This window comes from Pseudomonas sp. SD17-1, from assembly GCF_029201585.1.
Lineage (GTDB): Bacteria > Pseudomonadota > Gammaproteobacteria > Pseudomonadales > Pseudomonadaceae > Aquipseudomonas > Aquipseudomonas palmensis.
In genome coordinates this window covers 3,802,021-3,825,492 of the sequence record NZ_CP104044.1, presented here as the reverse complement: position 1 = coordinate 3,825,492, position 23,472 = coordinate 3,802,021, and the positions used below count along the sequence as shown (strand labels likewise).

Here is a 23,472-nt window from a genome sequence, read left to right as displayed (position 1 = left end):
CATGCAAGCGAATGTAGTGGTGGTAGGCAGCCTGAACATGGACCTGGTGACCCGCGCCGAGCGCCTGCCGCAGGCGGGGGAAACCCTGGCCGGCGAGTGGTTCGGCACCGTGCCGGGCGGCAAGGGCGCCAACCAGGCGGTAGCAGCTGCGCGGTTGGGGGCAGCGGTGGCGATGATCGGCTGTGTGGGGGAGGACGCCTACGGTGCGCAGTTGCGTCAGGCGCTGCTCGACGAGGGCATCGATTGCCAGGGCGTGGACACGGCGGCGGGTGTTTCCAGTGGTGTGGCACTGATCGTGGTGGATGCCAGCAGCCAGAACGCCATCGTCATCGTGGCCGGTGGCAACGGGCACTTGCTGCCGGCATCGGTACAGCGCCTGGACCGCCTGCTGCAGGCTGCCGATGTGATCATCTGCCAGCTCGAAGTACCGCAGGCCACCGTGGCACACACCCTGGCCCGTGGCCGGGCGCTGGGCAAGACCGTGATCCTCAACCCGGCACCGGCCACCGGGCCGCTGCCGGCTGACTGGTTTGCCAACATCGACTACCTGATCCCCAACGAGAGCGAGGCCAGCGCCCTGACCGGGCTGCCGGTGGCTTCGCTGCAGGAGGCGCAGGCAGCCGCCAGCCGACTGCTGGCGCTGGGGGTGGGCAAGGTGATCGTCACCCTGGGCGCGCAAGGCGCTCTGTTCGCCGATGGCCAGGGTTTTGCGCATTTTCCGGCGACGCGGGTGCAGCCACTGGACACCACGGCGGCCGGGGATACCTTCGTCGGTGGCTTTGCCGCTGCGTTGGCCGCTGGCAGGTCGGAGCGCGAGGCCATTGCCTTCGGCCAGCAGGCCGCCGCCATTTCGGTCACCCGCGCCGGTGCCCAGCCCTCCATTCCGTATCTGAGCGAACTGCAGGGGAGCACGCCATGAAGAAGACCCCGTTGCTCAATATCGCCCTGTCGCGCCTGATCGCGTCGCTGGGGCATGGCGATGTGGTGCTGATCGGCGATGCCGGCCTGCCCGTGCCTGCCGGTGTCGAGCTGATCGACCTTGCACTGACGCCCGGCATACCGGATTTCATCAGTACCTTGCACACGGTGCTGGCCGAAATGCAGGTCGAAAGCCACGTGCTGGCCGACGAGACCCTGCAACACAGGCCGCCGGCCCTGGCAGGCATCGAGCTGCTGCATGCCCGCGGCGAGCTGGGCGCGCGCCATTTGATGAGCCATGCGGCGTTCAAGCAGCTCGGTGCGCAGGCCAGGGCCATCGTGCGCACCGGCGAATGCCAGCCCTATACCAACATCGCGCTGGTGGCGGGCGTGACCTTTTGACTGTTGTCCCCTGAGCACAAGGAGTGCCCGATGCCTGAACGTGTCCATAACGCCAAACGTTTGCTGCGAGGTGTATTGCTTATGTCTGCCCTGTCGAGTGCTGCCGTGCTGGCCGCGCCCCGCGACCTGATCATCGATACCGACCCCGGCGCGGATGACGTGGTGGCGTTGTTGTTCGCCCTGGCGTCGCCAGAGGAACTGAAGGTGCGCGCCATTACCACCGTGGCCGGTAATGTGCGACTCGACAAGACCTCGCGCAACGCACGGCTGGCCCGGGAGTGGGCGGGGCGCGAAGAGGTGCCGGTGTACGCCGGCGCGCCCACGCCGCTGGTGCGCACGCCGATCTATGCCGAGAACATCCATGGCGAGGAGGGCTTGCCTGGCGTGGCGGTGCGCGAGCCGAAAAAGGGCCTGGCCCAGGGCAGCGCGGTGCAGTACCTGATCGACACCCTCGGTGGCGCTGAACCCAGCAGCATCACCCTTGCCATGCTCGGCCCGCAGACCAACCTGGCACTGGCGCTGATTCAGGCCCCGCAGATCGTCAAGGGCATCAAGGAAGTGGTGGTGATGGGCGGTGCCCACTTCAATGGCGGCAATATCACCCCGGTGGCCGAGTTCAACCTGTACGCCGACCCACAGGCGGCAGAGGTCGTGTTGCGCAGCGGGGTCAAGCTCACCTACCTGCCGCTGGACGTGACCCACAAGGTACTCACCAGCGAGGCGCGCCTGAAGCAGATTCGCGGGTTGAACAACCACGCCAGCAAGCTGGTGGGCGATATTCTGGATGCTTACGTCAAGGGGGACATGGCGCACTACGGCCTGCCGGGTGGGCCGGTGCACGATGCCAGCGTGATTGCCTACTTGCTCAAGCCCGAGCTGTTCAGTGGCCGGCAGATTCACATGAGCGTGGATAGCCGCGAAGGCCCGACCTTTGGTCAGACCATTGCGGACTGGTACGGCACGCTCGAGCTACCGGCCAATGTGATGTGGATCGAGAGCGGCGATGCCCAGGGCTTTTTCGATCTGCTCAGCGAGCGTCTTGCTCGATTGCAGTAATGGGTGTGGGCTGGTGTTCGGTCGCGGGCCAGTGGCGTTCGAACACCTGGTCGACGAAGGTGCGGGCAGCTTCGTGGCCGAGGTCTTGAAGCAGCAGGTCGGCGGCGATGATGAACAGCTCTTCGGTGGTGCCGGGGCTGTAGGAACGATGGCCGTCAGGCCATGTGACCTTGATGTTGGTGTCCAGGGTGGGGCTATTCATGGGGGTCTCGATCGAAAATACGCGTGCTGTTTGGTGCAGATGCCGGGCCCTGGCGTCTACAGCGGGGGCATGATTGCGCTCCGCCAACTGGTACAAGTTAAACATGTTGCAACAGGGCCGGCACTGCTACTTATGCATAAGCAGCGGGGCTAGGCAAACTAAATGGTGGTTGGGTTCGCCTATTCGTGACGTCTGTACCGATTCTTCGTTGGCACTTGGGTCGGCGCGGTAGCCGTGGAGCTGGCTTGCCAGCGAAGAGGGCGTACAGAGTCCGCCTGATGTACCCTGCACCCCACAGCCACCGCGCACGCCCGAGGACACCCCGTGCAGATCGACTTGAACACCCCCGAGCAGCTCACCCCCCAGCAGGTGCGCCAGCTGCTGGCCGAAGGCAACGACCGAATCCACAACCAGTTGCGCGTCACCCGCGGCGGCATTGCCTACCTGTCGCAGATTACCGGCGGGCGCGAGCTCGATGGCCTGCTGTTTCGCCTCGAGACCTGGGCCGCCGGCTCGGGCTGCGTGGGCCCTGTTGCCGCCGACGACGAACGCTGGGTCATGCAGGTGTACAACGTGCTGGCCAGCAACTGGCCCAAGCCCGCCAGCGACTACATCGATATCTACTGAACCGCTGCGCTCAGGCAAAATCCGGTCACGATTGAGGTTTCCCTGACGAGCACGTCTCAGGCAGACTGGGACGTTTTTGCAACCAAAAGTGCTTAAAACTGTCGTATCAGACAGCATTCCAGTATTTGAAAGGAGGATTCATGTTCCGCACGCGTGCAACATTGGCGAGCCTGTTGGCAGCCGTGGTTCTGGCAGGTTGCAGTACCGATGGCTCATCGTCCAAGGCGCCAGAGGTAGCGGCAGCACCGAACCTCGATGGTCGCTGCGATGCCAGCAACGCCGCATTCACCGTCGGCAAGCCGGCAACCCCCGAGCTGCTGGAGCAGGCGCGCAAGGCGAGCGGGGCGCAGATCGCCCGCGTGCTCAAGCCGACCGACATGATCACCCTGGAGTACCGTTCCGAGCGCTTGAACCTCAACGCCGACGACAAGGGCGTGGTCACCCGGGTCAATTGCGGCTGATTCCGCCCCGGGCCTGCCGTTGCATAAACGGCAGGCACAAAAAAACCCGTCCAAGGACGGGTTTTTTTAATTCGTCAGAACTTACTCTGGACGAACTTGTGCAGCCTGCATGCCCTTCTGGCCTTTTTCGGCAACGAAGGAGACGGTCTGGCCTTCTTTCAGGCTCTTGAAGCCGTCAGACTCGATGGCCTTGAAGTGTACGAACAGGTCGTCGCCGCCACCTTGTGGAGTGATGAAGCCGAAGCCTTTTTCATCGTTGAACCATTTGACGGTGCCGGTTTGGCGATTGGACATGGGTGTATCTCCAGGAAACATGATGTTTTTCAGTAGTGCGGTGTCGCCGAGGCCAACAAGGTGCACAGAGGCATCATAGTCTAATTTTGCGCTTGTGGTGACTTTTACGTGTGCCGAATGCTGATCTGGCGCAAATTAACTGAGTTTTGTATGGCCTGCGCCCTTATTTCTGGGGCTTGCAGGCCTTCGTAACCAGCTGGGTTGCCTTGTCTATGAGCTTCTGGTCTACGCCGTCAGTGCTGTTGAGCTCTTTGATCTCTGCGTCCGAAAAGTTTTTTTCGATCACATTCACGCTGCAGCTGCAGTGCTTTTCGGCGGATTGTTTCGTCATGCCCGGCTGGGCAGAGGCGGTGGCCACGCAGGACGTCAGGTAGCCTGGTGGAACAGTGCCTGCGTTGGCGCCAAGCGGCAGCAGCAGGGCACCAGTGGCCGCCAAGGCCAGAAGAGAATGAAGTCGCATACCGGTCACTCCTTTATTAGGTCGGGTGTATCTAGAGTAGGTCGCTTCCTAATCTCTGAGCGGAAAAAAACCGCTCAAGTTCACCGCATCGGTCTAATTTCAGAATATTTCTGCATATCCCCGGCCCATGGCCCTACGCGCCGAAAGCTTTGTGCTAGCATGCCTGGCTCAGGATTTGGCCGATTCGTCTTGCCGCTCAAATCTTTCTATATATATGTATCCAGTCACTCTGGTTCGTACCCTGGCAGGCCCTTGGGCTTCTGCCACTGTGAGGCAGGCTTTGCATTGCAAAGACAGGGTCGAATCGCGTACTGGCTCATCCCAACCCACGTGACCTTTGGTAGGGGTCACCACTAGGAGAGGAGGCGCCATGCCCACTATTACTCTTCCCGATGGCAGTCAACGTTCGTTCGACAAGGCCGTAACCGTAGCCGAGGTCGCCGCATCCATTGGTGCAGGCCTGGCCAAGGCCACCGTGGCCGGCAAGGTCGACGGCAAGCTGGTCGACGCGTGCGACCTGATCGAGCAGGACGCCAGCCTGCAAATCATCACGCCCAAGGACGAAGAGGGGCTGGAGATCATCCGTCACTCCTGCGCTCACCTGGTCGGTCATGCCGTCAAGCAGCTGTACCCGACCGCCAAGATGGTGATCGGCCCGGTCATCGACGAGGGCTTCTACTACGACATCGCGTATGAGCGTCCCTTCACCCCGGAAGACCTGGCGGCGATCGAGCAGCGCATGCAGCAGCTGATCGAGAAGGACTACGACGTCATCAAGAAGGTCACCCCGCGCGCCGAGGTGATCGAGCTGTTCAAGGCCCGTGGCGAAGACTACAAGCTGCGCCTGGTCGAAGACATGCCGAACGAACAGGCCATGGGCCTGTACTTCCATGAAGAATACGTCGACATGTGCCGCGGCCCGCACGTGCCCAATACGCGCTTTCTCAAGTCGTTCAAGCTGACCAAGCTGTCCGGTGCCTACTGGCGCGGCGACGCCAAGAACGAGCAACTGCAACGTGTGTACGGCACGGCCTGGGCTGACAAGAAGCAGCTGGCCGCCTACATCCAGCGCATCGAAGAGGCCGAGAAACGCGACCACCGCAAGATCGGCAAGCGCCTGAACCTGTTCCACCTCCAGGAAGAAGCGCCGGGCATGGTGTTCTGGCACCCCAATGGCTGGACCCTGTACCAGGTGCTCGAGCAGTACATGCGCAAGGTGCAGCGAGACAACGGATACCTGGAAATCAAGACCCCGCAAGTGGTCGACCGCACGCTGTGGGAGAAGTCCGGGCACTGGGCCAACTACGGTGACAACATGTTCACCACCCAGTCCGAGAACCGCGACTACGCCATCAAGCCGATGAACTGCCCGTGCCACGTACAGGTGTTCAACCAGGGCCTGAAGAGCTACCGCGAGCTGCCGCTGCGTCTGGCCGAGTTCGGCGCTTGCCATCGCAACGAGCCTTCGGGCGCCCTGCACGGCATCATGCGTGTGCGCGGCTTCGTGCAGGACGATGCGCACATCTTCTGCACCGAAGAACAGATGCAGTCCGAGTCCGCCGCGTTCATCAAGCTGACCCTGGACGTGTACAAGGACTTCGGCTTCAAGGACATCGAGCTCAAGCTCTCGACGCGCCCTGAAAAGCGCGTGGGTTCCGACGACCTGTGGGACCGTGCCGAAGGCGCACTGGCCGCCGCGCTCGACAGCGCCGGCCTGCCGTACGACCTGCAGCCGGGTGAAGGGGCGTTCTACGGCCCGAAAATCGAATTCTCGCTGAAGGATTGCCTTGGCCGTGTGTGGCAGTGTGGTACCCTGCAGCTCGACTTCAACCTGCCGATCCGTCTGGGCGCCGAATACGTCTCCGAAGACAACGGCCGCAAGCATCCAGTAATGCTGCACCGTGCCATCCTCGGCTCGTTCGAGCGTTTCGTCGGAATTCTCATCGAGCACTACGAAGGTGCATTCCCAGCCTGGCTGGCGCCTACGCAGGCGGTGATCATGAATATCACCGACAAACAAGCGGATTTCGCCCAGAAAGTGGAAAAAACTCTGGCCGAAAGCGGCTTCCGTGCCAAGTCCGACTTGAGAAATGAGAAAATCGGCTTTAAAATCCGCGAGCATACCTTGCTCAAGGTTCCCTATCTCCTGGTTATCGGGGATCGGGAAGTCGAAACGCAAACTGTCGCTGTGCGTACCCGCGAAGGTGCTGACCTGGGCTCCATGCCCGTCGCCCAATTTGCGGACCTGCTCGCGCAAGCGGTTTCCCGGCGTGGTCGCCAAGATTCGGAGTAATTACTATTAAGCGTGATATGAGACAAGATAAACGAGCTGCACCGAAAGCCCCGATCAACGAGAATATCTCGGCACGTGAGGTTCGGTTAATTGGCGCTGACGGCGAGCAGTTGGGCATCGTCTCGATTGAAGAAGCGCTTCGTATCGCTGAAGAAGCGAAACTGGACCTGGTAGAAATTTCTGCTGACGCCGTTCCGCCTGTCTGCAAAGTCCTCGACTACGGCAAAAGCCTGTTCGAGAAGAAAAAGCAGCAGGCTGCGGCGAAGAAGAACCAGAAGATCATCCAGATCAAAGAAATCAAGTTTCGTCCAGGGACGGAGGAAGGGGATTACCAGGTAAAACTACGCAACCTGGTACGTTTCCTTACTGATGGGGACAAGACCAAAATCTCTCTGAGATTCCGTGGTCGTGAGATGGCCCACCAGGAGCTGGGTATGGAACTGTTGAAGCGGATCGAAGCTGATCTTGCCGAATACGGGACCGTCGAACAGCATCCTAAGATGGAAGGACGCCAGCTTTTGATGGTCATCGCCCCCAAGAAAAAGAAATAACCACCAGGGCACGGCAGGCCTTGCGGTTATGTTTATCAACTGAATGCGGAGTATCCGAACATGCCAAAAATGAAAACCAAAAGCGGTGCAGCCAAGCGTTTCTTGAAAACGGCTAACGGCATCAAGCACAAACACGCTTTCAAGAGCCACATCCTGACCAAAATGTCGACCAAGCGTAAGCGTCAACTTCGCGGTAGCAGCCTGCTGCACGCGTCGGACGTTGCAAAAGTCGAGCGCATGCTGCGCCTTCGTTAATTTTTGGTTATAGATAGAGGAAATTACTCATGGCTCGTGTAAAGCGTGGCGTCATCGCTCGTAAGCGTCACAAGAAAATTCTGAAACTGGCTAAAGGTTACTACGGCGCTCGCTCGCGCGTATTCCGTGTTGCCAAGCAAGCGGTCATCAAGGCAGGCCAATACGCCTACCGCGACCGTCGCCAGAAAAAACGTCAGTTCCGCGCTCTGTGGATCGCTCGTATCAACGCTGGTGCTCGCGTCAACGGTCTGTCCTACAGCCGCCTGATCGCTGGCCTGAAAAAAGCGTCGATCGAAATCGACCGCAAAGTTCTGGCTGATCTGGCAGTGAACGAAAAAGCGGCGTTTGCTGCGATTGTCGAAAAGGCTAAAGCCGTTCTGGCTTAAGTACCCACGACAATCATTCGCCGTCGATGTCGGCGGCGGATGTTAAACGTCATAGATAGGGGAAGAGCCTGTAAGCTCTTCCCCTATTTTGTATCTGGAGTCTGTACATGGAAAACCTGGATGCGTTGGTCTCCCAAGCCCTCGAGGCTGTGGAGCGCGCTGAAGACATCAATGCCCTGGAGCAGATCCGGGTTCAATTCCTTGGCAAGAAAGGCGAACTGACTCAGGTGATGAAGACCCTGGGCAACCTGCCGGCTGAAGAGCGGCCCAAAGTCGGCGCGCTGATCAACGAAGCCAAGGAACGCGTGACCGAGGTGCTCAACGCCCGCAAGGCCGCCTATGAAGAAGCCGAGCTCAGCGCTCGCCTGGCTGCCGAATGCATTGACGTCACCTTGCCTGGCCGTGGCCAGACCTCCGGTGGTTTGCACCCTGTCACCCGTACCCTCGAACGCATCGAGCAGTTCTTCACCCATATCGGCTACGGCATCGCCGAAGGCCCGGAAGTCGAAGACGACTACCACAACTTCGAAGCGCTCAACATTCCCGGCCACCACCCGGCCCGGGCAATGCATGACACCTTCTACTTCAATGCCAACATGCTGCTGCGCACCCACACCTCGCCGGTGCAAGTGCGGACCATGGAGTCCACTCAGCCGCCGATTCGCATTGTCTGCCCGGGTCGCGTGTACCGCAACGACTCGGACATTACCCACTCGCCGATGTTTCACCAGGTCGAAGGCCTGCTGATCGATCGCGACATCAATTTTGCCGACCTCAAAGGCACCATCGAAGAATTCCTGCGCGTGTTCTTCGAAAAAGAGCTGGCGGTACGTTTCCGTCCGTCGTTCTTCCCCTTCACCGAGCCTTCGGCTGAAGTCGATATCCAGTGCGTGATGTGCAGCGGCAAGGGCTGCCGTGTGTGCAAGCAGACCGGTTGGCTCGAAGTCATGGGCTGCGGCATGGTGCACCCGAACGTGCTGCGCATGTCTGGTATCGACCCCGAAGAGTTCTCGGGCTTCGCATTTGGCATGGGGGCCGAGCGCCTGGCCATGCTGCGTTACGGCGTCAACGATTTGCGCCTGTTCTTCGACAACGACTTGCGGTTCCTTGCGCAATTTCGCTAGGTCGCGCACCCGTAACGAATCTTTAGGAGAGCAGGATGAAATTCAGTGAAAAGTGGCTGCGCGGTTGGGTCAACCCGCAGGTATCCCGTGACGAGCTGGTGGCACGTCTGTCCATGGCCGGTCTTGAGGTCGACAGCGTAACCCCGGCCGCCGGTCAATTCAGCGGCATCGTGGTGGGCGAGGTGCTGAGCACCGAGCAGCACCCCGACGCCGACAAGCTGCGTGTGTGCCAGGTCAGCAATGGCAGCGAGACCTTCCAGGTAGTGTGCGGCGCGCCGAATGTGCGCCCTGGCCTGAAGATCCCGTTCGCCATGATCGGCGCCGAACTGCCAGGCGACTTCAAGATCAAGAAGGCCAAGCTGCGTGGCGTCGAGTCCAACGGCATGCTGTGCTCGGCCGCCGAGCTGCAGATCAGCGAAGAGAACGACGGCCTGCTGGAACTGGCGGCAGACGCCCCGGTTGGCCAGGACATCCGCGTGTATCTGGACCTGGACGATGCCAGCATCGAGGTCGACCTGACCCCGAACCGCGGCGACTGCCTGTCCCTGGCCGGCCTCGCCCGTGAAGTCGGCGCCCTGTACGGCGCCCCGGTCACCCGCCCGACCGTGCCGGCCATTGCGCCAGGCATCGACGACGTGCGCCCGGTAGACGTGCTGGCGCCGGCCGCGTGCCCGCGTTACCTGGGCCGCGTTATCCGCAACGTCGACCTGTCACGCCCGACCCCGCTGTGGATGGTCGAGCGTCTGCGCCGCAGTGACGTGCGCAGCATCGATGCTGCCGTCGACATCACCAACTACGTGATGATCGAGCTGGGCCAGCCGCTGCACGCCTTCGACCTGGCTGAAATCAACGGTGGCATCCGGGTGCGCATGGCCGAGGAGGGCGAGAAGCTCGTCCTGCTCGATGGCCAGGAAGTTGCCCTGCGTGCCGACACGCTGGTCATCGCCGACCACGATCGCGCCCTGGCCATTGCCGGCGTGATGGGTGGCGAGCACAGCGGCGTTGCGGCCACCACCAAGGATATCTTCCTTGAAAGCGCCTTCTTCGAGCCGATCTCGGTGGCTGGCAAGGCCCGCTCCTACGGCCTGCACACCGATGCCTCGCACCGCTACGAGCGTGGCGTCGACTCGCAACTGGCCCGCGAAGCCATGGAGCGCGCCACTGGCCTGCTGCTGGATATCGTAGGCGGCGAAGCCGGCCCGATCATCGAGACCGTCAGCCCAGAGCACCTGCCCAACATCGCCCCCGTCACCCTGCGTGCCGAGCGCATCACCCAGATGCTGGGCATGGAGATGGACAGCGCCGAAGTCGAGCAACTGCTCAACGGCCTGGGCCTGAAAACCAGCGGTGAGGCCGGGCAGTGGCAGGTCGAAGTGCCCAGCCATCGCTTCGACATCAGCCTGGAAGTGGACCTGATCGAAGAGCTGGCCCGTCTGTACGGCTACAACCGCCTGCCGGTCCGTTACCCGCAAGCGCGCCTGGCCCCGCAGGCCAGGTCTGAAGTGCGTGGCGAACTGCCTGCGCTGCGTCGCCTGCTGGTTGCCCGTGGCTACCAGGAAGCGATCACCTACAGCTTCATCGACCCCAAGCAGTTCGAGCTGTTCAACCCTGGCGTAGAGCCGCTGCTGCTGGCCAACCCGATTTCCAGCGACATGGCGGCCATGCGTGTCAGCCTGTGGCCGGGCCTGGTCAAGGCACTGCAGCACAACCTCAACCGCCAGCAAGACCGCGTGCGCCTGTTCGAGAGCGGCCAGCGCTTCGTCGGCCAGCTGGGCGACCTCAAGCAACAGCCGATGCTGGCTGGTGTGGTCTGCGGGAGCCGCCTGCCGGAAGGCTGGGCCAACGGCCGCGACACCATCGACTTCTTCGATGTGAAGGCCGACGTTGAAGCGGTACTGGGCTTCTCCGGTTCGCTCGACGACTTCACCTTCGTGCCCGGCAAACACCCGGCGCTGCACCCAGGCCAGACCGCGCGCATCGAGCGTGACGGCGTCGAAGTCGGCTACCTGGGCGCCTTGCACCCCGAGCTGGTCAAGACCCTGGGCCTGGATCGCACCGTGTATGTGTTCGAGCTGGTGCTGGCGGATGTAGTGGAAGGGCGCCTGCCGAAGTTCCACGAACTGTCGCGCTTCCCCGAAGTACGCCGTGACCTGGCGTTGATCGCAGGGCGTGATGTGGCGGCCAGCGCGGTGCTGGATGTAATCCGTGAAAACGCGGGCGAGTGGCTCACCGACCTCAGGCTGTTTGATGTGTATCAGGGTAAAGGTATTGATCCTGATAGAAAAAGCCTGGCCGTCGGCTTGACCTGGCAGCATCCATCGCGCACTCTTAACGACGATGAGGTGAACGCCACCACGCAAAACATTCTCACCTCGCTTGAACAAAGGTTGAACACCACGTTAAGGAAATAGCGTATGGGTGCTCTGACGAAAGCTGAGATGGCCGAACGGCTGTACGAGGAGCTGGGCCTGAACAAGCGCGAGGCCAAGGAATTGGTCGAGCTGTTTTTTGAAGAGATCAGGCACGCTCTTGAAGACAACGAGCAGGTCAAATTGTCGGGTTTCGGCAACTTTGACTTGCGTGACAAGCGCCAGCGGCCGGGCCGCAACCCGAAAACGGGTGAAGAGATCCCGATCACGGCGCGTCGAGTCGTCACCTTTCGTCCAGGGCAGAAGTTGAAAGCCCGAGTTGAGGCCTATGCTGGAACCAAGTCATAACGACGAGCTTCCGCCGATTCCAGGCAAACGCTACTTCACCATTGGTGAAGTGAGCGAGCTTTGTGCGGTAAAACCGCACGTGCTCCGTTACTGGGAGCAGGAGTTTCCCCAGCTTAACCCGGTGAAGCGCCGCGGTAACCGCCGGTATTATCAGCGCCAGGACGTGCTGATGATCCGGCAGATCCGGGCGCTGTTGTATGACCAGGGCTTCACCATCGGCGGTGCGCGGTTGCGCCTGTCGGGGGATGAAGCCAAGGATGACACGACCCAGTACAAACAGATGATTCGGCAGATGATTGTCGAATTGGAGGATGTGCTGGTGGTGTTGAAGAAGTGACCGAAGCCGTTTCAGGAATTTTGGAAAAAAAGCTTCCATAATTCAAAAGGTTAAGGTAAATTCTTCATCGTTCTCAGCAACAAGGGGAACATGCTTCAAGCCCAGTCGGGGCGTAGCGCAGCCCGGTAGCGCACTTGCATGGGGTGCAAGGGGTCGAGTGTTCGAATCACTCCGTCCCGACCATATGTTTAATGACTTAGCCCAATCTGAAAAGATTGGGCTTTTTCTTGCGTGTAGCTTTTGTGCGGTTAGTTTGTTTTTTACTGTAGAAGCCGTATGCTCTGTCCGCCTTAGAAATACATGCATTTGAGACCCTAGCTCCAGTGGCCCGCCCTTCCTTTACGTGGTGATGGCAAGTGGGTACCCTGAGCAGGATGTTCTACTGCAAGCTCTTGTGACATAGTACCGGAAGTAGCTTCTGGTAGATTTACACCACATTGCTAACACTGTACAGATAGGCGCATCTTTATGTCACCCTTGATGGGTATCATGATTTGCAAGCCGTTAGAGAGCTGGGGCATGGACAAGGAGTCGCCCGTGGGAAAAATTATGCAGCAAGCTCATGTCTCGAGTCATTGTTGCGGAAGTTTTTCAGCACGCAAATGCATGGGCATGTTGGTAACGCCGTGGTGAAACTTAATCCCTTACTCCGTATGGCGGCGATTACAGGCGTAGAGATTGCTGTCAAATTTCATATCGCACGAGGTGACAATCTCGATGCCCGCGACAGTGGAGGTGCTACGGCCCTGATGCTTGCTGCCGCGCGAAGGAAGAAGGGCGTTATACGGCTTCTTTTGGCTGCTGGAGCAAATCCAGGGCTGCTGGACTCCAAGGGTCGAGGGGGCATAGTCTACGCTGAAAGAGGTGGATGCCTTGAATGCATTACTTTGCTACGAGAGGCCTCAGGCGTTTTTGGTCGATTGAATGGTGGTGGAATTTCTGATGAGGCTTCGTCTGCTCCAAGTGATTTGAAAGCGTGCCCTGCAACGGAAGCATTGCAGGTTACCCATGCATCAGAATATGAAACGGTTGGGACGGTCAATCAGGATAGGGTGACCATGTTTGACGACTGCCCAAGTGCGCGTCAAGATTCAAAATTGGAAAGCGCTAGTAGCGAACTAGATGATCTTTTCAATTTTGAGACCGAGGAAGCACCAGAAGAGTTCTTCGCCCGATCCAATAGCGAATCGGCTTCTGGGTCGTTCGTTGCGATCATCGGTTCAGAGCCTTTGGTTTTGGATGATAGGGGCATGGACTGGGAACTCGACCTTTCAAGTGCACAGATTACCGGCGATGGTATCGGTGGCAAGACCCCAGTAACTGCAGATCCTGGTTCGGACAATGACTTTCTGAAGGTCCGTAACCGCGGCCGAAAATCGGTAAAACGTGCAGTCCTTCAGACTGGTACACGATTGTCGATTGATCCGGAGATATGTATTGCTTGGGCGGAAGAGACTCTTATGAAGGGATGGTGCTCTTATGATGACGTCGACCGGCTAGTAAACGTTTCTGAGGGTAATGTCTCCTTCGAGGAGCTGCGCATCAATCTCCAGCGTAACTTGGAAGCCGCAGGCTTCGCCCCTATCGACCGTTCTGACGAGCAAGATCTTGTGCAATGGGACACCAGATCAGATGTTTCTTCCGGCGATCTAGCCGAAGCAGTTGAAGCTTTGCTTACACGTAAAGTACTGCTTCCTGGGACGCAAAAATTTCGCATGGACAAATCTTACGAACAGCAGCTTGTAGAGCCAATAGCGAAGGCGAAGAGGGAGCTTCAACTGGGGATTCTTGCCTCTGATGCCGCCGTCGCAGTGATCCTCGAAGCTTTCGACAGCATTCGCGACGGGCGCCGAAGTCCTGATTCTGTCTCGTTGAATATTATCACTCCCTCGCGTTTGAGCCATACCGAGATGGATGAAATCATGGCCGCCGTTGAGACCCTTAGGTTTTGGCTAGCTAGTGGTCGAGCGATGGAAGGTAAACGGCGAAGAGAAGCATTGGAAGCGCTCGATGCGCTCGATATTTCTCTGGTGTTCCACAAAGAAATGGTTTGCTCCTTGGCACAACAAAAAGAGAGCATCGAGCACTCTATTCAGTTGAACCGGCTAATTTCGCTTTATGAAGCAGCCACTGCGCGTCTTATCCATGAGCATCTTCCCTTTGCGAGGCGTTTCGCGGCTAGGAACGTGGGCAAGGGGGAAGACCCTGAGGACGTTTTTCAAGTCGTGTTCACAGGGTTGCAGCGATCGACTAGACGTTTTGACTTAAAGCGGGGAGATAGGTTCGTCATCTATTGCACGTTCTGGATGCAACAGGCATTAATGAGGTGGCGAGCAGATGAAGGTAGGTCGATTCGGGTGCCTGCGCATCGGTATCAAAATTTGATGATGCTTGATCGGGCGTTAGCCAAGCTCGATGTTCAAACTGACAATCTTGTTTCGGACAATAAACTTGCCGTTGAACTAGGGTGGTCAACTGATCAAGTGCGCGAGTTTCGCAGAATTCCCCGTAATGCTGAATATTTCGAGAGCATCGAGGATTGGGATGAGCTCTTACCGGTGCAAGAGCATGAAGATATATTCAGCGATGCAGAAACTGTAAAGATTGTAGGAGATGCATTGGCTGAGCTGGATTCCCGCGAAGCCGCTGTGATTAAAATGCGCTTCGGAATAGGATTAGACAAGGAAATGACTCTCGAAGAAATAGGGACGTATTACAATTTGACACGTGAACGCATTCGTCAGATCGAGACCAAGGCAATTCAGAGGCTGTCACTTCCAGCACGTAAAGCCCGCTTGAAAAAATTAATGGGGATTATCTAGCGTGGGAGTCAGAAATGCTCCTCCTCATGCCAGTTCGATGCTCGAGTCGCTTCGTGGACTCGGATATTCGTTATCTACTGCGCTTGCCGATCTTGTTGACAACTCCATCGCGGCGAATTCGAGAGAGGTCGCTGTTCAACTCGAGTGGGCCGGTTCGGAGAGCTGGGTAAGGATCGTTGACGACGGCGACGGTATGGATGATTTTGCTCTGGAGGCAGCTATGCGGCTCGGTGCGCGTGATCCGAGAGCTGAACGCGCTGTTACTGATCTCGGGCGCTTCGGGCTGGGCTTAAAGACCGCGAGTTTCTCGCAGGCTCGGCGATTGACCGTCGCTAGTCGGAAAAACGGTGGACCTTTAGTATGTTTACGCTGGGATCTGGATCTTATTGGCCAAGCTTCGGGCGCCGAATGGCCGATCTTCGAAGGGCCTGCTCCGGGGTCAGAGCGGATGTTTGCTCCACTCGAACTTATAGAGCACGGCACCGTCGTTCTATGGGAAAAGCTCGATCGGATTGTGACCGATGGATTCGATGCGACAGACATGATCGAAATCGCGGATCGAATAGACGCGCATCTTGCGATGACCTTTCATCGTCTCATCGAGGGCAATCAGCCGACGTTAAGGCTCATCCTAAACGGAATAAGGGTTAAGCCTTGGGATCCGTATCTGATGGGGCACCCTAGTAAGGCATTAGAGAGCCCAGAATATCGCGTCCTGCACACCACGGGTGTCACAGTTCAATGTCATGTCCTTCCTCATCGCGACATGCTCAAGTCCACCGAGCAGGAAGCCGCAGCGGGACCCGGGGGGTGGACGCAACAGGAGGGCTTCTACGTTTACCGTAATAAGCGCCTTTTACTCGCTGGTGGCTGGCTGGGCCTAGGTGAGGGGGGAAGGCCATGGACACGCGACGAAGCTCACAGGCTTGCCCGTATTCGACTCGATATACCGAATACTGCGGACGCCGATTGGAAGATTAATGTCCTGAAATCGAAGGCCAGTCCACCGGTAAGGTTGCGCTCTCAGCTTAGTCGTTTGGCATCGGAAACCCGCGATATAGCTAGAAGAGTTTTTGCCCATAGGGGGCACATTACGCAAGTATCGGGAGCGCGCACCGGTGCTGTAGCAGAGATCTGGCAGGTGCGACGCTCGGGAAGCGGTACATCCTACCGAATTGCGCGTGATCATGATCTTGTCGCCTCAGTCCTGAATCGCGCTGGTGAGCTTAAGGCCGATATCCTTGCTCTTCTAAGGCTTATTGAAGAGACAGTTCCCGTTCAGCGCATTTGGCTTGATACGGCGGAGGACAAGGAGACGCCAAGAACAGGTTTCGCCGGAGCGCCTGACGATGAAGTGATGGAAACGCTGTCCTCATTGTTTGAAGCGCTTGTGAAGTTTCGCGGACTCAATCCTGCCGAAGCGCGTGAAAGGCTAGGTCGCACGCCCCCATTCGACCAGCACCTTGATCTGATTGCAGCTCTTGGAGTGAAAGATACGTAATGATTATTTCGAGCCCGAAAGCTTTTGATTCAATCCTATCCATGTCGCAGAACATGCTCCGCCTCGCTGAAGAGCGCGCTCAGACTCCAGTTAATCCGGAGATGATCGAAAAGGTGCTGACCAAGCTCGCGATCATGATGGAAGAGGACTTTGCCCTTATTGATCGTGACGCGCTCGTCGATGAATTGATCCGTCGATCAAGCCGCACCGTGGGCAAGAACGCTACTCTTTCGAGTGGCGAGGACCATGTCGCTTGGCTCGAGGCGGAAAGGAAGAAGGACTGGACTTACTGGAAGCGCTACTCCGAATACATGGAAGCGCGCATTCCTTGGACGGCCCTTGATGCCCTTGACCTCGCCACGGATGAAGTCCTCTCACAACTCGAGGACCCTACTCGGGAGGGCGCTTGGGATCGTCGTGGGATGGTCGTGGGCCACGTTCAGTCGGGAAAGACCGGCAACTACACGGGATTGATCTGTAAGGCTGCCGACGCAGGTTACAAGATCATCATCGTGTTGGCCGGTCTACACAACAATCTGAGAGCCCAGACGCAGATCCGCCTCGACGAAGGGTTTCTGGGTTTTGCCACCATTGCTGACGCTGATGAGCTCCCCGCCGTCGGGGTGGGGTTGATCGACAAGGATTTGTCTGTTCGTCCAAACGCTGCAACCAATCGAAGCGACAAGGGCGATTTCAACACGGTTATCGCATCGAGGATGAATGTAAGCCCGGAACAGCGGCCATGGCTTTTTGTGGTCAAAAAGAACAAGACAGTCCTTGAGCTCCTGCTGCACTGGATCCGTAATCGTGTCGCCAATCACGTAGAGCCTGAAAGCGACCGCAGGCTCGTCACTAATCTCCCTCTCCTGGTGATTGACGACGAGTCCGATCATGGATCGGTCGACACTGGCGAAGACATCGTGGATGAGTCCGGAGCCCCGGATCTTGAGCATGAGCCCAAGACCATCAATAGATTGATCCGCTCTATCCTCCACCACTTCTCGAGGAAGGCCTATGTCGGCTATACGGCGACACCCTTCGCAAACATTTTCATTCATGACCGCGGGGAGACAAAGGAGCACGGGCCAGACCTATTTCCTTCAGCTTTCATCACTAGTCTTGCGGCACCATCGAACTATGTTGGGCCCGGTCGCGTATTCGGATCAGTTTCCAGTACACCTGAAGATCTACCCATGGTGCGCCCCCTGTCGGAAGACGAGTTTCAAACTTGGATGACACCACGGCACAAAAACGGCTATCGACCCCTGTGGAAGGGAGAGGATCGCGTGCCAGATTCACTGGCAGAAGCGATCCGTTCCTTTGTCTATGCCTGTTCTGTGAGGAAGCTGCGGGGACAGGGCGGCAAGCATTCCTCGATGCTCATCCATGTGACCCGCTTCACTTCGGTACAGAACGCAGTCGTTACTCAAGTCACAGATTATGTGCGGGCTCTCAAGGGACGCTATACCCGAGGCATCGAGCTTGCGGAGCTTGAGTTTTTTATGTGCAAAGAATATGAAGAGGTCTTCCTGCCAAATACGCAGCGGGTCCGCTGTGCACTAGTCGAGGGTGAAGTATTGGAGGATTTCTCGTGGGCAGATATTCGTGGCGTCCTACCCGATGTGCTGTCCGACATTCGCGTGCGCGAGATCAACGGCAGTGCTAAGGATGCGCTCGATTATGCCGAGAATGATGGTACCGGTCTTAAGGTTATTGCCATCGGCGGGGACAAGCTTGCCCGTGGTTTAACGCTCGAAGGTCTTTGCACGAGCTACTTCCTGCGAACTGCACGCATGTACGACACCCTCATGCAGATGGGACGCTGGTTTGGCTACCGAGACGGTTATCTCGATGTCTGTCGTCTCTATACGTCTCAGGAAATGGTGGAGTGGTTCGGCCATATCGCGGATGCCGCCGAAGAGTTGCGTCAAGAGTTCGACAACATGGTTGCGGCCGGAGCTACACCCAAGCAGTTCGGGCTTCGCGTGAAGTCGCACTCTGTGCTGACGGTGACGTCGCCAGCCAAGATGAGAAACGCTCGGGCTATGCAACTGACCTACTCCGGCGATCTTTTGCAAACTATCGTATTTCCAAATCGTAAAGATGATATCACTGCAAACTTCAAAGCCGCTGATCGTTTCATCGTCGAACTTGGGCCATCAAAAGACCTAAACCTCCAGCTCTTTGTTCCAGATGGCCAAAAATGGAACGGTCACCTTTGGCGCGATGTACCAGCTCTGAGCATAATATCTTTCCTTCGGGACTATAAGACGCACCAAGCCAGCTTCAGGATTATGAGTCCTTTGATCGCTGACTTCATTGAGGAGATGAACAAGGGGCGTGAGTTGACAAGCTGGACGGTCGCGCTGATCGGAAAGGATAGCGGCCCGGACGATAAGCACCGTATAGTCGGCGGTTGTTTAGTCAACATGCTACAACGGCATCGAACGACCGAACATGGGGATCGATACTCTATCAAGACCCTTATATCTCCCCGAGATCAGGCCATTGATCTGACGGAAGCGGAGTGGAAGGCTGCCTTAGAGCTCAGTCAGAAGACCTGGCGAAATGATACTGATCGCAACGAAGGAAAAGAACCTCCGTCAGAACCTAGAGGGCCCCAGATCCGTCGAGTTCTCGGAGAAGGCGTCGTCGAAGCGGGCATCCCTCCTCGCCGTGACCGTGGCCTGTTGATGCTATATTTGCTTGATCCAGTGAATGCTGGTGTCGATGAACTGAAGGATGGTGATCCTGTCGTCGCTTGGGCAATCAGTTTTCCGTCAAGCACCTCCGAGAGACGTGTCTCCAACTCGAGGTACATCGCCAATAGCGTGTTATGGAAGGGTCTCAATGACTGGGTGGACTGAAGAGGGACTCGCACGGGCGTGGCGAGCGCTCGCTCGCCAGGAAGCATCGGAAGATTGGCGATTCGTCCACCTTACGAAAATTGGCGCTCTCTCCGTCGAGGCGGGATGCCACTTTCCCCTTGGTCGTGAAGCGCTGATTGTCTCCTTTCCCGGATCGTGGTCGGTCGATCCGACAAGGCTTCCTGAGGGTAGGGGGTTCGATGTTTCGAGCATAGAAGGTCAGCTCGCGTTTGCCGGAAAGACGGCCGTCGCTCTAGTGAGGCAGCCTGAAGGGTCGCCGGATATCTTCGCAGTCATGGTTGTTGATGTCCTGAGAGCGCTGGAGTCAGCAAGTGAGAACGCGAGTCCAGACATGATGGATGTCTTCCTTGAGCGCGTTAGAGAGTGGCAGGCATTTATGGCTCGAGCGCACCGCCCGCTTTCGTCTGATGCGCAAATTGGTCTTTTCGGCGAGCTGTGGTTACTGAAACTACTTGCAAATACTCCTCTTGGGGTGGGAGCTCTCAACTGCTGGAAGGGACCTTTGCAGGCAGCACAGGACTTCCATATTCGTGGTGGTGCGATAGAGGTAAAGAGCACCGTTCGAACCGGCAGTTTCCTCGCTCGTATCAACAGTATCGAGCAACTGGATAGTGATAAGGTACCTATCTTCCTCTGTGGTTTTTGCTTTGAAGAAAATACTGATGGAGTCTCGCTCGCAGACCTAGTGTCAGAGCTCCGCGAAAGGTTTGTGCTGGCCGGAGTACAGCGCGGGTTCGAGGCGTTACTAATGGTGATGGGGTACCTTGACGAACATGCGGTGCTCTATGGCCGTACGTTCACATTAAAGGACGCAAAAGTCATCCGTGCGGAAGGCGATATGCCGCGCCTCACTCGAGCCGCGCTACCAGCCGCCATCCGCTCGGCGGCCTACGTGCTCGACCTTAACGCCCTCGAAGTCCCTTCTATCGGACTGCCTGAACTGATCAAAGAATTTGGACTGGACTGACATGAGCCTTGAAGAGTTTCACCGCAACTTCCGTTCAGATCTACATGCGACGATTGTCGAGCGAGTTGAGGCCGGTGAAGGGCTGTTCCCTTCAGAGGAGCTCGTCTTTGCTGAGAAGATAATGGAACATCTTGCGGAGGCAGGGATTTGCGAAGAGTCTGTGGTCTGCCACTGGAACGGAAAGGTGGGCAACGCGAAGTTGCGTATCACTGGCTATGCGTTGAGCGCGGATGAAGCTGCCCTCGACCTGTTTGTCAGTCACTACTTTGGCACTGAGCATCTTCAAGAACTCTCAGACTCGGATGCAACAGCCTCCGCCAGTGAGGGAGTTCGCTTTCTGTTTCGTGCGGCGAGCGGGAACCTCGACGCAAAGATTGATCCGACTCATTCGGTCCGGGATTTAGTCACGACGATTAGATCTCGCTGGAGTGACATTGACCGGCTTAGAGTGTTCGTAATTACCGACGGTAAGACTAAGAGCAAGCGATTTTCCAACAAGGAGGTCCATGACAAGATCGTGGCTATTGAGTCCATGGATATGGAGAGACTGTTCCGTCACACTGATGGAAAGCCTCGGGATGAGCTGGCTCTAAGCTTTGTCCAGTCAATCGGGCGCCCACTTCCCTGCGTCCATGTACCTGATCCCGATGCCGACTATGAATATGCGCTGACAGCAATTCCGGGTCAGCTCATTCGTGAGCTTTACTTGCGCTTCGGCCCGCGGTTGCTAGAAGCCAATGTGCGAACTTTTCTTGGCAACAAAAAGTCGGTGAATAAAGGTATCGTCGAAACGCTCCGTAAGGAGCCGGAGCACTTTCTCGCCTTCAACAACGGCCTCGTCCTTGTTTGTGACGAAGCGGTATTCGAGCGAGCCGATGACGGCAATCTGGGGCTCTCTTTTCTGAAGGGATTGCAGATTGTCAATGGTGGGCAGACGACCTCGTCCATCTACTTCGCATCTCGCGATGACAGGACTATTGATTTAAGTCACGTCATGGTCCCAGCAAAAATCATAATCCTTAAGGGCTCGCAGGATGAAGCGCGCGAGCGACTAATCTGTAACGTCTCGCGTTATGCGAACAGTCAGAATGCCGTGAAAATCTCTGATCTGTCTGCGAATCGGCCGTTCCATGTTCAGCTTGAGAAGCTTGCAAACGAGACTTGGTGCCCTGATGGTGCCACACGGTGGTTCTACGAACGAGCCGCAGGTGCCTACAATGTCATGCTGCTGAGAGATGGCAATACTCCAGCGAAGCGTCGAAAGCTGCAAGAGACGGTTCCGCCGAAGCGCAAGTTGACCAAGAACGACATCGCAAAGTATCACGAAGCGTGGCGCTGTAAGCCGGATGTAGTGGCCAGGGGTGGGGAAAAGAATTTTGTCTTGTTTATGGAAGCGTTAGACAAGGTTCCGGAAGTAGTTCCCAGTCCGCTCGATGCTCCTTGGTATCGTGCAATGATTGCCAAGGTCATTCTCTTTAAGGCGATCGAAAGCATGATCAAAACGAAGGACGCAAAGGAGGTCTTCCGTCAAGGATGGGTGAACGTAGCCACCTATGTAGTGTCTGTGGTGGCGGACAGACTTGGTGATAGACTGGATCTCGAGCAGATTTGGATTAGGCAAGGGATTTCTGGTGGGTTGCGCGAACTGCTGTGGAGTTGGGCCGTGATCGTGAACGCGGAGTTCAATAGGGTTGCTCCAGGTCAGCAAATTTCAGAAGTAGCTAAGCGGGTGGACACTTGGACAAAAATCAAATCGGCAGATTTCTCATCTCCAGCGAGCGGAATACCTGAGTTGCGATGACAGTAGGGCTCTTCCATCTATATCAAAAGCAGCTGAATTTTTGCTGATTCGAGCCACTGATGCGGTCACGAGATATGCCGCTGGTCATAGCCAGCTGAATCGCCCCTGGTTTCCTAGACACCTCCAAGCCTTATAATGAGGTCCAGATAGGAGGTGCCATGAGTCGTCAGCGTTACCCCGAAGAATTCAAGATCGAAGCGGTCAAGCAAGTGACCGAAAAAGGCAAACCTGTCGCCGATGTCGCCTAGCGTCTGGGCATGTCCGTGCACAGCCTTTACGCCTGGATCAAGGTCTACAGCAAGCCCCAAGAGCAGCGTCAGCAAGACGATGATCAGCAAGCCGAACTGCGCAAATTACGCGCTGAACTCAAGCGCGTGACGGAAGAGCGAGACATCTTAAAGAAGGCCGCCGCGTACTTCGCCAAGGAGTGCGGCTGAAGTACGCCTTCATCAAGAAGCACTCGACGGATTACCCAGTGCGTCGCCTTCGCCAAACCCTCAAGGTGCACCCCAGCGGCTACTACGCTTGGTTGGCCGAGCCTCAATCTGCCCGAGCAAAAGAAGATCAACGTCTGCTTGGCTTGATCAAGCAGGCCTGGTTAGAAAGCGGAGGCGTGTATGGCTATCGCAAGATTCACGATGACCTGCGAGAGCTAGGAGAGATCTGTGGGCGGAATCTAGTCGGTCGTTTGATGCAGGCAAAGGGACTGCGTTCACAAACGGGTATCGACGGTGTCCAGGGTTTTATGGCGGAAAGCCAACCGTCGCCTCGCCTAACCACCTTGCGCGGCAGTTCAAGGTCTGTGAGCCGAACAAGGTCTGGGTGACAGACATCACTTACATCCGCACCTATGAAGGATGGCTGTACCTGGTGGTAGTGCTGGATCTGTTTTTCCGCCAAGTGATTGGTTGGTCAATGAAGCCCAGGATGTGCAGCGACCTGGCGATCGACGCCATGCTGATGGCCGTGTGGCGCCGCAAGCCACAGCAGCAAGTGATGATTCATTCAGACCAAGGCAGTCAATTCAGTAGCTCAGATTGGCAAAGCTTCTTGAAGGCCAACAACGTGATTAGCAGTATGAGTCGGCGAAACTGCCATGACAACGCCGTAGCCGAGAGCTTTTTCCAGCTTTTGAAGCGGGAGCGAATCCGACGAAAGATCTACGGAACGCGTGACGAAGCCCGAAGTGATATTTTCGATTACATCGAGATGTTCTATAATCCTAAACGCCGATACAGCAGTGCTATGCAGCTGGCGCCAGTAGAGTATGAGAAACGCTATTTTCTGAGCTTGGAGAGTGTCTAGGAAACCAGGGGCGATTCAGTTATTATAAGTGCTTCTCTAGCCTCGTGCTTCTTTTTAATTGTATTTAGGTAGCGATTTTGGTATTCGCTTGTTTGTGTAGTGAAT

General features: G+C 57.0%; 21 protein-coding genes, 1 tRNA gene and 1 pseudogene. 20 read left to right on the top strand and 3 right to left on the bottom strand.

Going from position 1 to position 23,472, the window contains the following annotated elements; genetic code table 11:
- Position 1 precedes the first annotated feature (1 nt).
- From rbsK to N0B28_RS17270, 3 genes are read left to right on the top strand one after another with little or no spacing between them, the layout of a single operon-like run.
- Positions 2-919: a ribokinase gene (gene rbsK, locus N0B28_RS17280; RefSeq protein ID WP_054915266.1), complete on the top strand. Its 918-nt coding sequence runs from the start codon at positions 2-4 to the stop codon at positions 917-919.
- Positions 916-1,320: a D-ribose pyranase gene (gene rbsD / locus N0B28_RS17275; protein ID WP_043860809.1), complete on the top strand. Its 405-nt coding sequence runs from the start codon at positions 916-918 to the stop codon at positions 1,318-1,320. The genes rbsK and rbsD overlap by 4 nt, the downstream gene beginning before the upstream one ends.
- A gap of 30 nt (positions 1,321-1,350) precedes the next feature.
- Positions 1,351-2,376: a nucleoside hydrolase gene (locus N0B28_RS17270; RefSeq protein WP_275727761.1), complete on the top strand. Its 1,026-nt coding sequence runs from the start codon at positions 1,351-1,353 to the stop codon at positions 2,374-2,376.
- On the opposite strand, the gene N0B28_RS17265 is transcribed toward N0B28_RS17270, so the two are convergent.
- Positions 2,348-2,578, bottom strand: a complete 231-nt coding sequence (locus N0B28_RS17265; RefSeq protein WP_043860807.1) for a hypothetical protein — start codon at positions 2,576-2,578, stop codon at positions 2,348-2,350. The genes N0B28_RS17270 and N0B28_RS17265 overlap by 29 nt on opposite strands.
- 324 nt (positions 2,579-2,902) lie before the next feature.
- Here N0B28_RS17265 and N0B28_RS17260 point away from each other — a divergent pair, with 324 nt between their 5' ends.
- Together N0B28_RS17260 and N0B28_RS17255 are read left to right on the top strand one after the other, a co-directional pair.
- Positions 2,903-3,205 carry a hypothetical protein gene (locus N0B28_RS17260; RefSeq protein WP_054915264.1) on the top strand — a complete coding sequence of 101 codons (303 nt, stop codon included), beginning with the start codon at positions 2,903-2,905 and terminating at the stop codon, positions 3,203-3,205.
- A 140-nt stretch (positions 3,206-3,345) separates the two neighbouring features.
- Entirely contained in the window at positions 3,346-3,666 is a 321-nt protein-coding gene (locus tag N0B28_RS17255; protein ID WP_043860805.1) for an I78 family peptidase inhibitor, read from the top strand.
- Positions 3,667-3,747: 81 nt separating this feature from the next.
- Here the strand turns inward: N0B28_RS17255 and N0B28_RS17250 are convergent, their stop codons facing one another.
- Together N0B28_RS17250 and N0B28_RS17245 are read right to left on the bottom strand one after the other, a co-directional pair.
- Entirely contained in the window at positions 3,748-3,960 is a 213-nt protein-coding gene (locus tag N0B28_RS17250; protein WP_003179963.1) for a cold-shock protein, read from the bottom strand.
- A 163-nt stretch (positions 3,961-4,123) separates the two neighbouring features.
- Positions 4,124-4,420: a hypothetical protein gene (locus N0B28_RS17245; RefSeq protein ID WP_043860804.1), complete on the bottom strand. Its 297-nt coding sequence runs from the start codon at positions 4,418-4,420 to the stop codon at positions 4,124-4,126.
- Between the two features lie 370 nt (positions 4,421-4,790).
- Between N0B28_RS17245 and thrS the strand changes: the two genes are divergently transcribed.
- From thrS to N0B28_RS17170, 15 genes and pseudogenes are all read left to right on the top strand, one after another.
- A complete protein-coding gene (gene thrS, locus N0B28_RS17240; protein ID WP_043860803.1) occupies positions 4,791-6,713 on the top strand; it encodes a threonine--tRNA ligase in 1,923 nt (640 codons plus the stop codon).
- The gene (infC, locus tag N0B28_RS17235) at positions 6,713-7,264 is read left to right on the top strand and encodes a translation initiation factor IF-3 (RefSeq protein WP_173925091.1); all 552 of its coding nucleotides are present in this window, start codon (positions 6,713-6,715) and stop codon (positions 7,262-7,264) included. Before thrS ends, infC begins: the two co-directional genes overlap by 1 nt.
- Positions 7,265-7,324: 60 nt before the next feature.
- Complete coding sequence (rpmI, locus tag N0B28_RS17230; RefSeq protein WP_027620572.1) at positions 7,325-7,519, top strand: 50S ribosomal protein L35; 195 nt, start codon at positions 7,325-7,327, stop codon at positions 7,517-7,519.
- A gap of 29 nt (positions 7,520-7,548) precedes the next feature.
- Positions 7,549-7,905, top strand: coding sequence for a 50S ribosomal protein L20 (gene rplT / locus N0B28_RS17225; protein WP_043860801.1), 357 nt, complete (start codon positions 7,549-7,551; stop codon positions 7,903-7,905).
- A 107-nt stretch (positions 7,906-8,012) separates the two neighbouring features.
- A complete protein-coding gene (pheS, locus tag N0B28_RS17220; protein WP_054915262.1) occupies positions 8,013-9,029 on the top strand; it encodes a phenylalanine--tRNA ligase subunit alpha in 1,017 nt (338 codons plus the stop codon).
- Between the two features lie 35 nt (positions 9,030-9,064).
- Positions 9,065-11,440 (top strand): phenylalanine--tRNA ligase subunit beta, encoded by a 2,376-nt coding sequence (pheT, locus tag N0B28_RS17215; RefSeq protein WP_058541295.1) that lies wholly within the window; start codon positions 9,065-9,067, stop codon positions 11,438-11,440.
- A 3-nt stretch (positions 11,441-11,443) separates the two neighbouring features.
- Entirely contained in the window at positions 11,444-11,746 is a 303-nt protein-coding gene (gene ihfA / locus N0B28_RS17210; RefSeq protein WP_002553164.1) for an integration host factor subunit alpha, read from the top strand.
- Complete coding sequence (locus tag N0B28_RS17205; RefSeq protein WP_043860798.1) at positions 11,727-12,083, top strand: MerR family transcriptional regulator; 357 nt, start codon at positions 11,727-11,729, stop codon at positions 12,081-12,083. The genes ihfA and N0B28_RS17205 overlap by 20 nt, the downstream gene beginning before the upstream one ends.
- Before the next feature lie 106 nt (positions 12,084-12,189).
- A tRNA-Pro gene (locus N0B28_RS17200) sits at positions 12,190-12,266 on the top strand.
- A gap of 446 nt (positions 12,267-12,712) precedes the next feature.
- On the top strand, positions 12,713-14,905 hold the full coding sequence (locus N0B28_RS17195) for a sigma-70 family RNA polymerase sigma factor (RefSeq protein WP_275727752.1): 2,193 nt from the start codon (positions 12,713-12,715) through the stop codon (positions 14,903-14,905).
- Between the two features lie 37 nt (positions 14,906-14,942).
- Positions 14,943-16,406: an ATP-binding protein gene (locus N0B28_RS17190; RefSeq protein ID WP_275727750.1), complete on the top strand. Its 1,464-nt coding sequence runs from the start codon at positions 14,943-14,945 to the stop codon at positions 16,404-16,406.
- Entirely contained in the window at positions 16,406-19,273 is a 2,868-nt protein-coding gene (locus N0B28_RS17185; protein ID WP_275727748.1) for a Z1 domain-containing protein, read from the top strand. Before N0B28_RS17190 ends, N0B28_RS17185 begins: the two co-directional genes overlap by 1 nt.
- On the top strand, positions 19,257-20,261 hold the full coding sequence (locus N0B28_RS17180; RefSeq protein WP_275727745.1) for a PD-(D/E)XK motif protein: 1,005 nt from the start codon (positions 19,257-19,259) through the stop codon (positions 20,259-20,261). The genes N0B28_RS17185 and N0B28_RS17180 overlap by 17 nt, the downstream gene beginning before the upstream one ends.
- A 1-nt stretch (position 20,262) precedes the next feature.
- Complete coding sequence (locus N0B28_RS17175) at positions 20,263-22,062, top strand: AIPR family protein (protein ID WP_275727742.1); 1,800 nt, start codon at positions 20,263-20,265, stop codon at positions 22,060-22,062.
- 158 nt (positions 22,063-22,220) lie between these two features.
- Positions 22,221-23,367 (top strand): annotated as a pseudogene (locus tag N0B28_RS17170) (IS3 family transposase).
- Positions 23,368-23,472: the final 105 nt, after the last annotated feature.

Excerpts from the sequence above, each read along its gene's own strand:
- N0B28_RS17190 (WP_275727750.1), top strand. The coding sequence starts at position 14,943 with ATGCTCGAGTCGCTTCGTGGACTCGGATATTCGTTATCTACTGCGCTT.
- N0B28_RS17205 (WP_043860798.1), top strand. The coding sequence starts at position 11,727 with ATGCTGGAACCAAGTCATAACGACGAGCTTCCGCCGATTCCAGGCAAA.
- N0B28_RS17255 (WP_043860805.1), top strand. The coding sequence starts at position 3,346 with ATGTTCCGCACGCGTGCAACATTGGCGAGCCTGTTGGCAGCCGTGGTT.
- rbsK (WP_054915266.1), top strand. The coding sequence starts at position 2 with ATGCAAGCGAATGTAGTGGTGGTAGGCAGCCTGAACATGGACCTGGTG.
- rpmI (WP_027620572.1), top strand. The coding sequence starts at position 7,325 with ATGCCAAAAATGAAAACCAAAAGCGGTGCAGCCAAGCGTTTCTTGAAA.
- N0B28_RS17175 (WP_275727742.1), top strand. The coding sequence starts at position 20,263 with ATGAGCCTTGAAGAGTTTCACCGCAACTTCCGTTCAGATCTACATGCG.
- N0B28_RS17185 (WP_275727748.1), top strand. The coding sequence starts at position 16,406 with ATGATTATTTCGAGCCCGAAAGCTTTTGATTCAATCCTATCCATGTCG.
- ihfA (WP_002553164.1), top strand. The coding sequence starts at position 11,444 with ATGGGTGCTCTGACGAAAGCTGAGATGGCCGAACGGCTGTACGAGGAG.
- rplT (WP_043860801.1), top strand. The coding sequence starts at position 7,549 with ATGGCTCGTGTAAAGCGTGGCGTCATCGCTCGTAAGCGTCACAAGAAA.
- rbsD (WP_043860809.1), top strand. The coding sequence starts at position 916 with ATGAAGAAGACCCCGTTGCTCAATATCGCCCTGTCGCGCCTGATCGCG.
- thrS (WP_043860803.1), top strand. The coding sequence starts at position 4,791 with ATGCCCACTATTACTCTTCCCGATGGCAGTCAACGTTCGTTCGACAAG.
- N0B28_RS17250 (WP_003179963.1), bottom strand. The coding sequence starts at position 3,960 with ATGTCCAATCGCCAAACCGGCACCGTCAAATGGTTCAACGATGAAAAA.
- pheT (WP_058541295.1), top strand. The coding sequence starts at position 9,065 with ATGAAATTCAGTGAAAAGTGGCTGCGCGGTTGGGTCAACCCGCAGGTA.
- N0B28_RS17180 (WP_275727745.1), top strand. The coding sequence starts at position 19,257 with ATGACTGGGTGGACTGAAGAGGGACTCGCACGGGCGTGGCGAGCGCTC.
- pheS (WP_054915262.1), top strand. The coding sequence starts at position 8,013 with ATGGAAAACCTGGATGCGTTGGTCTCCCAAGCCCTCGAGGCTGTGGAG.
- N0B28_RS17270 (WP_275727761.1), top strand. The coding sequence starts at position 1,351 with ATGCCTGAACGTGTCCATAACGCCAAACGTTTGCTGCGAGGTGTATTG.
- N0B28_RS17265 (WP_043860807.1), bottom strand. The coding sequence starts at position 2,578 with ATGAATAGCCCCACCCTGGACACCAACATCAAGGTCACATGGCCTGAC.
- N0B28_RS17245 (WP_043860804.1), bottom strand. The coding sequence starts at position 4,420 with ATGCGACTTCATTCTCTTCTGGCCTTGGCGGCCACTGGTGCCCTGCTG.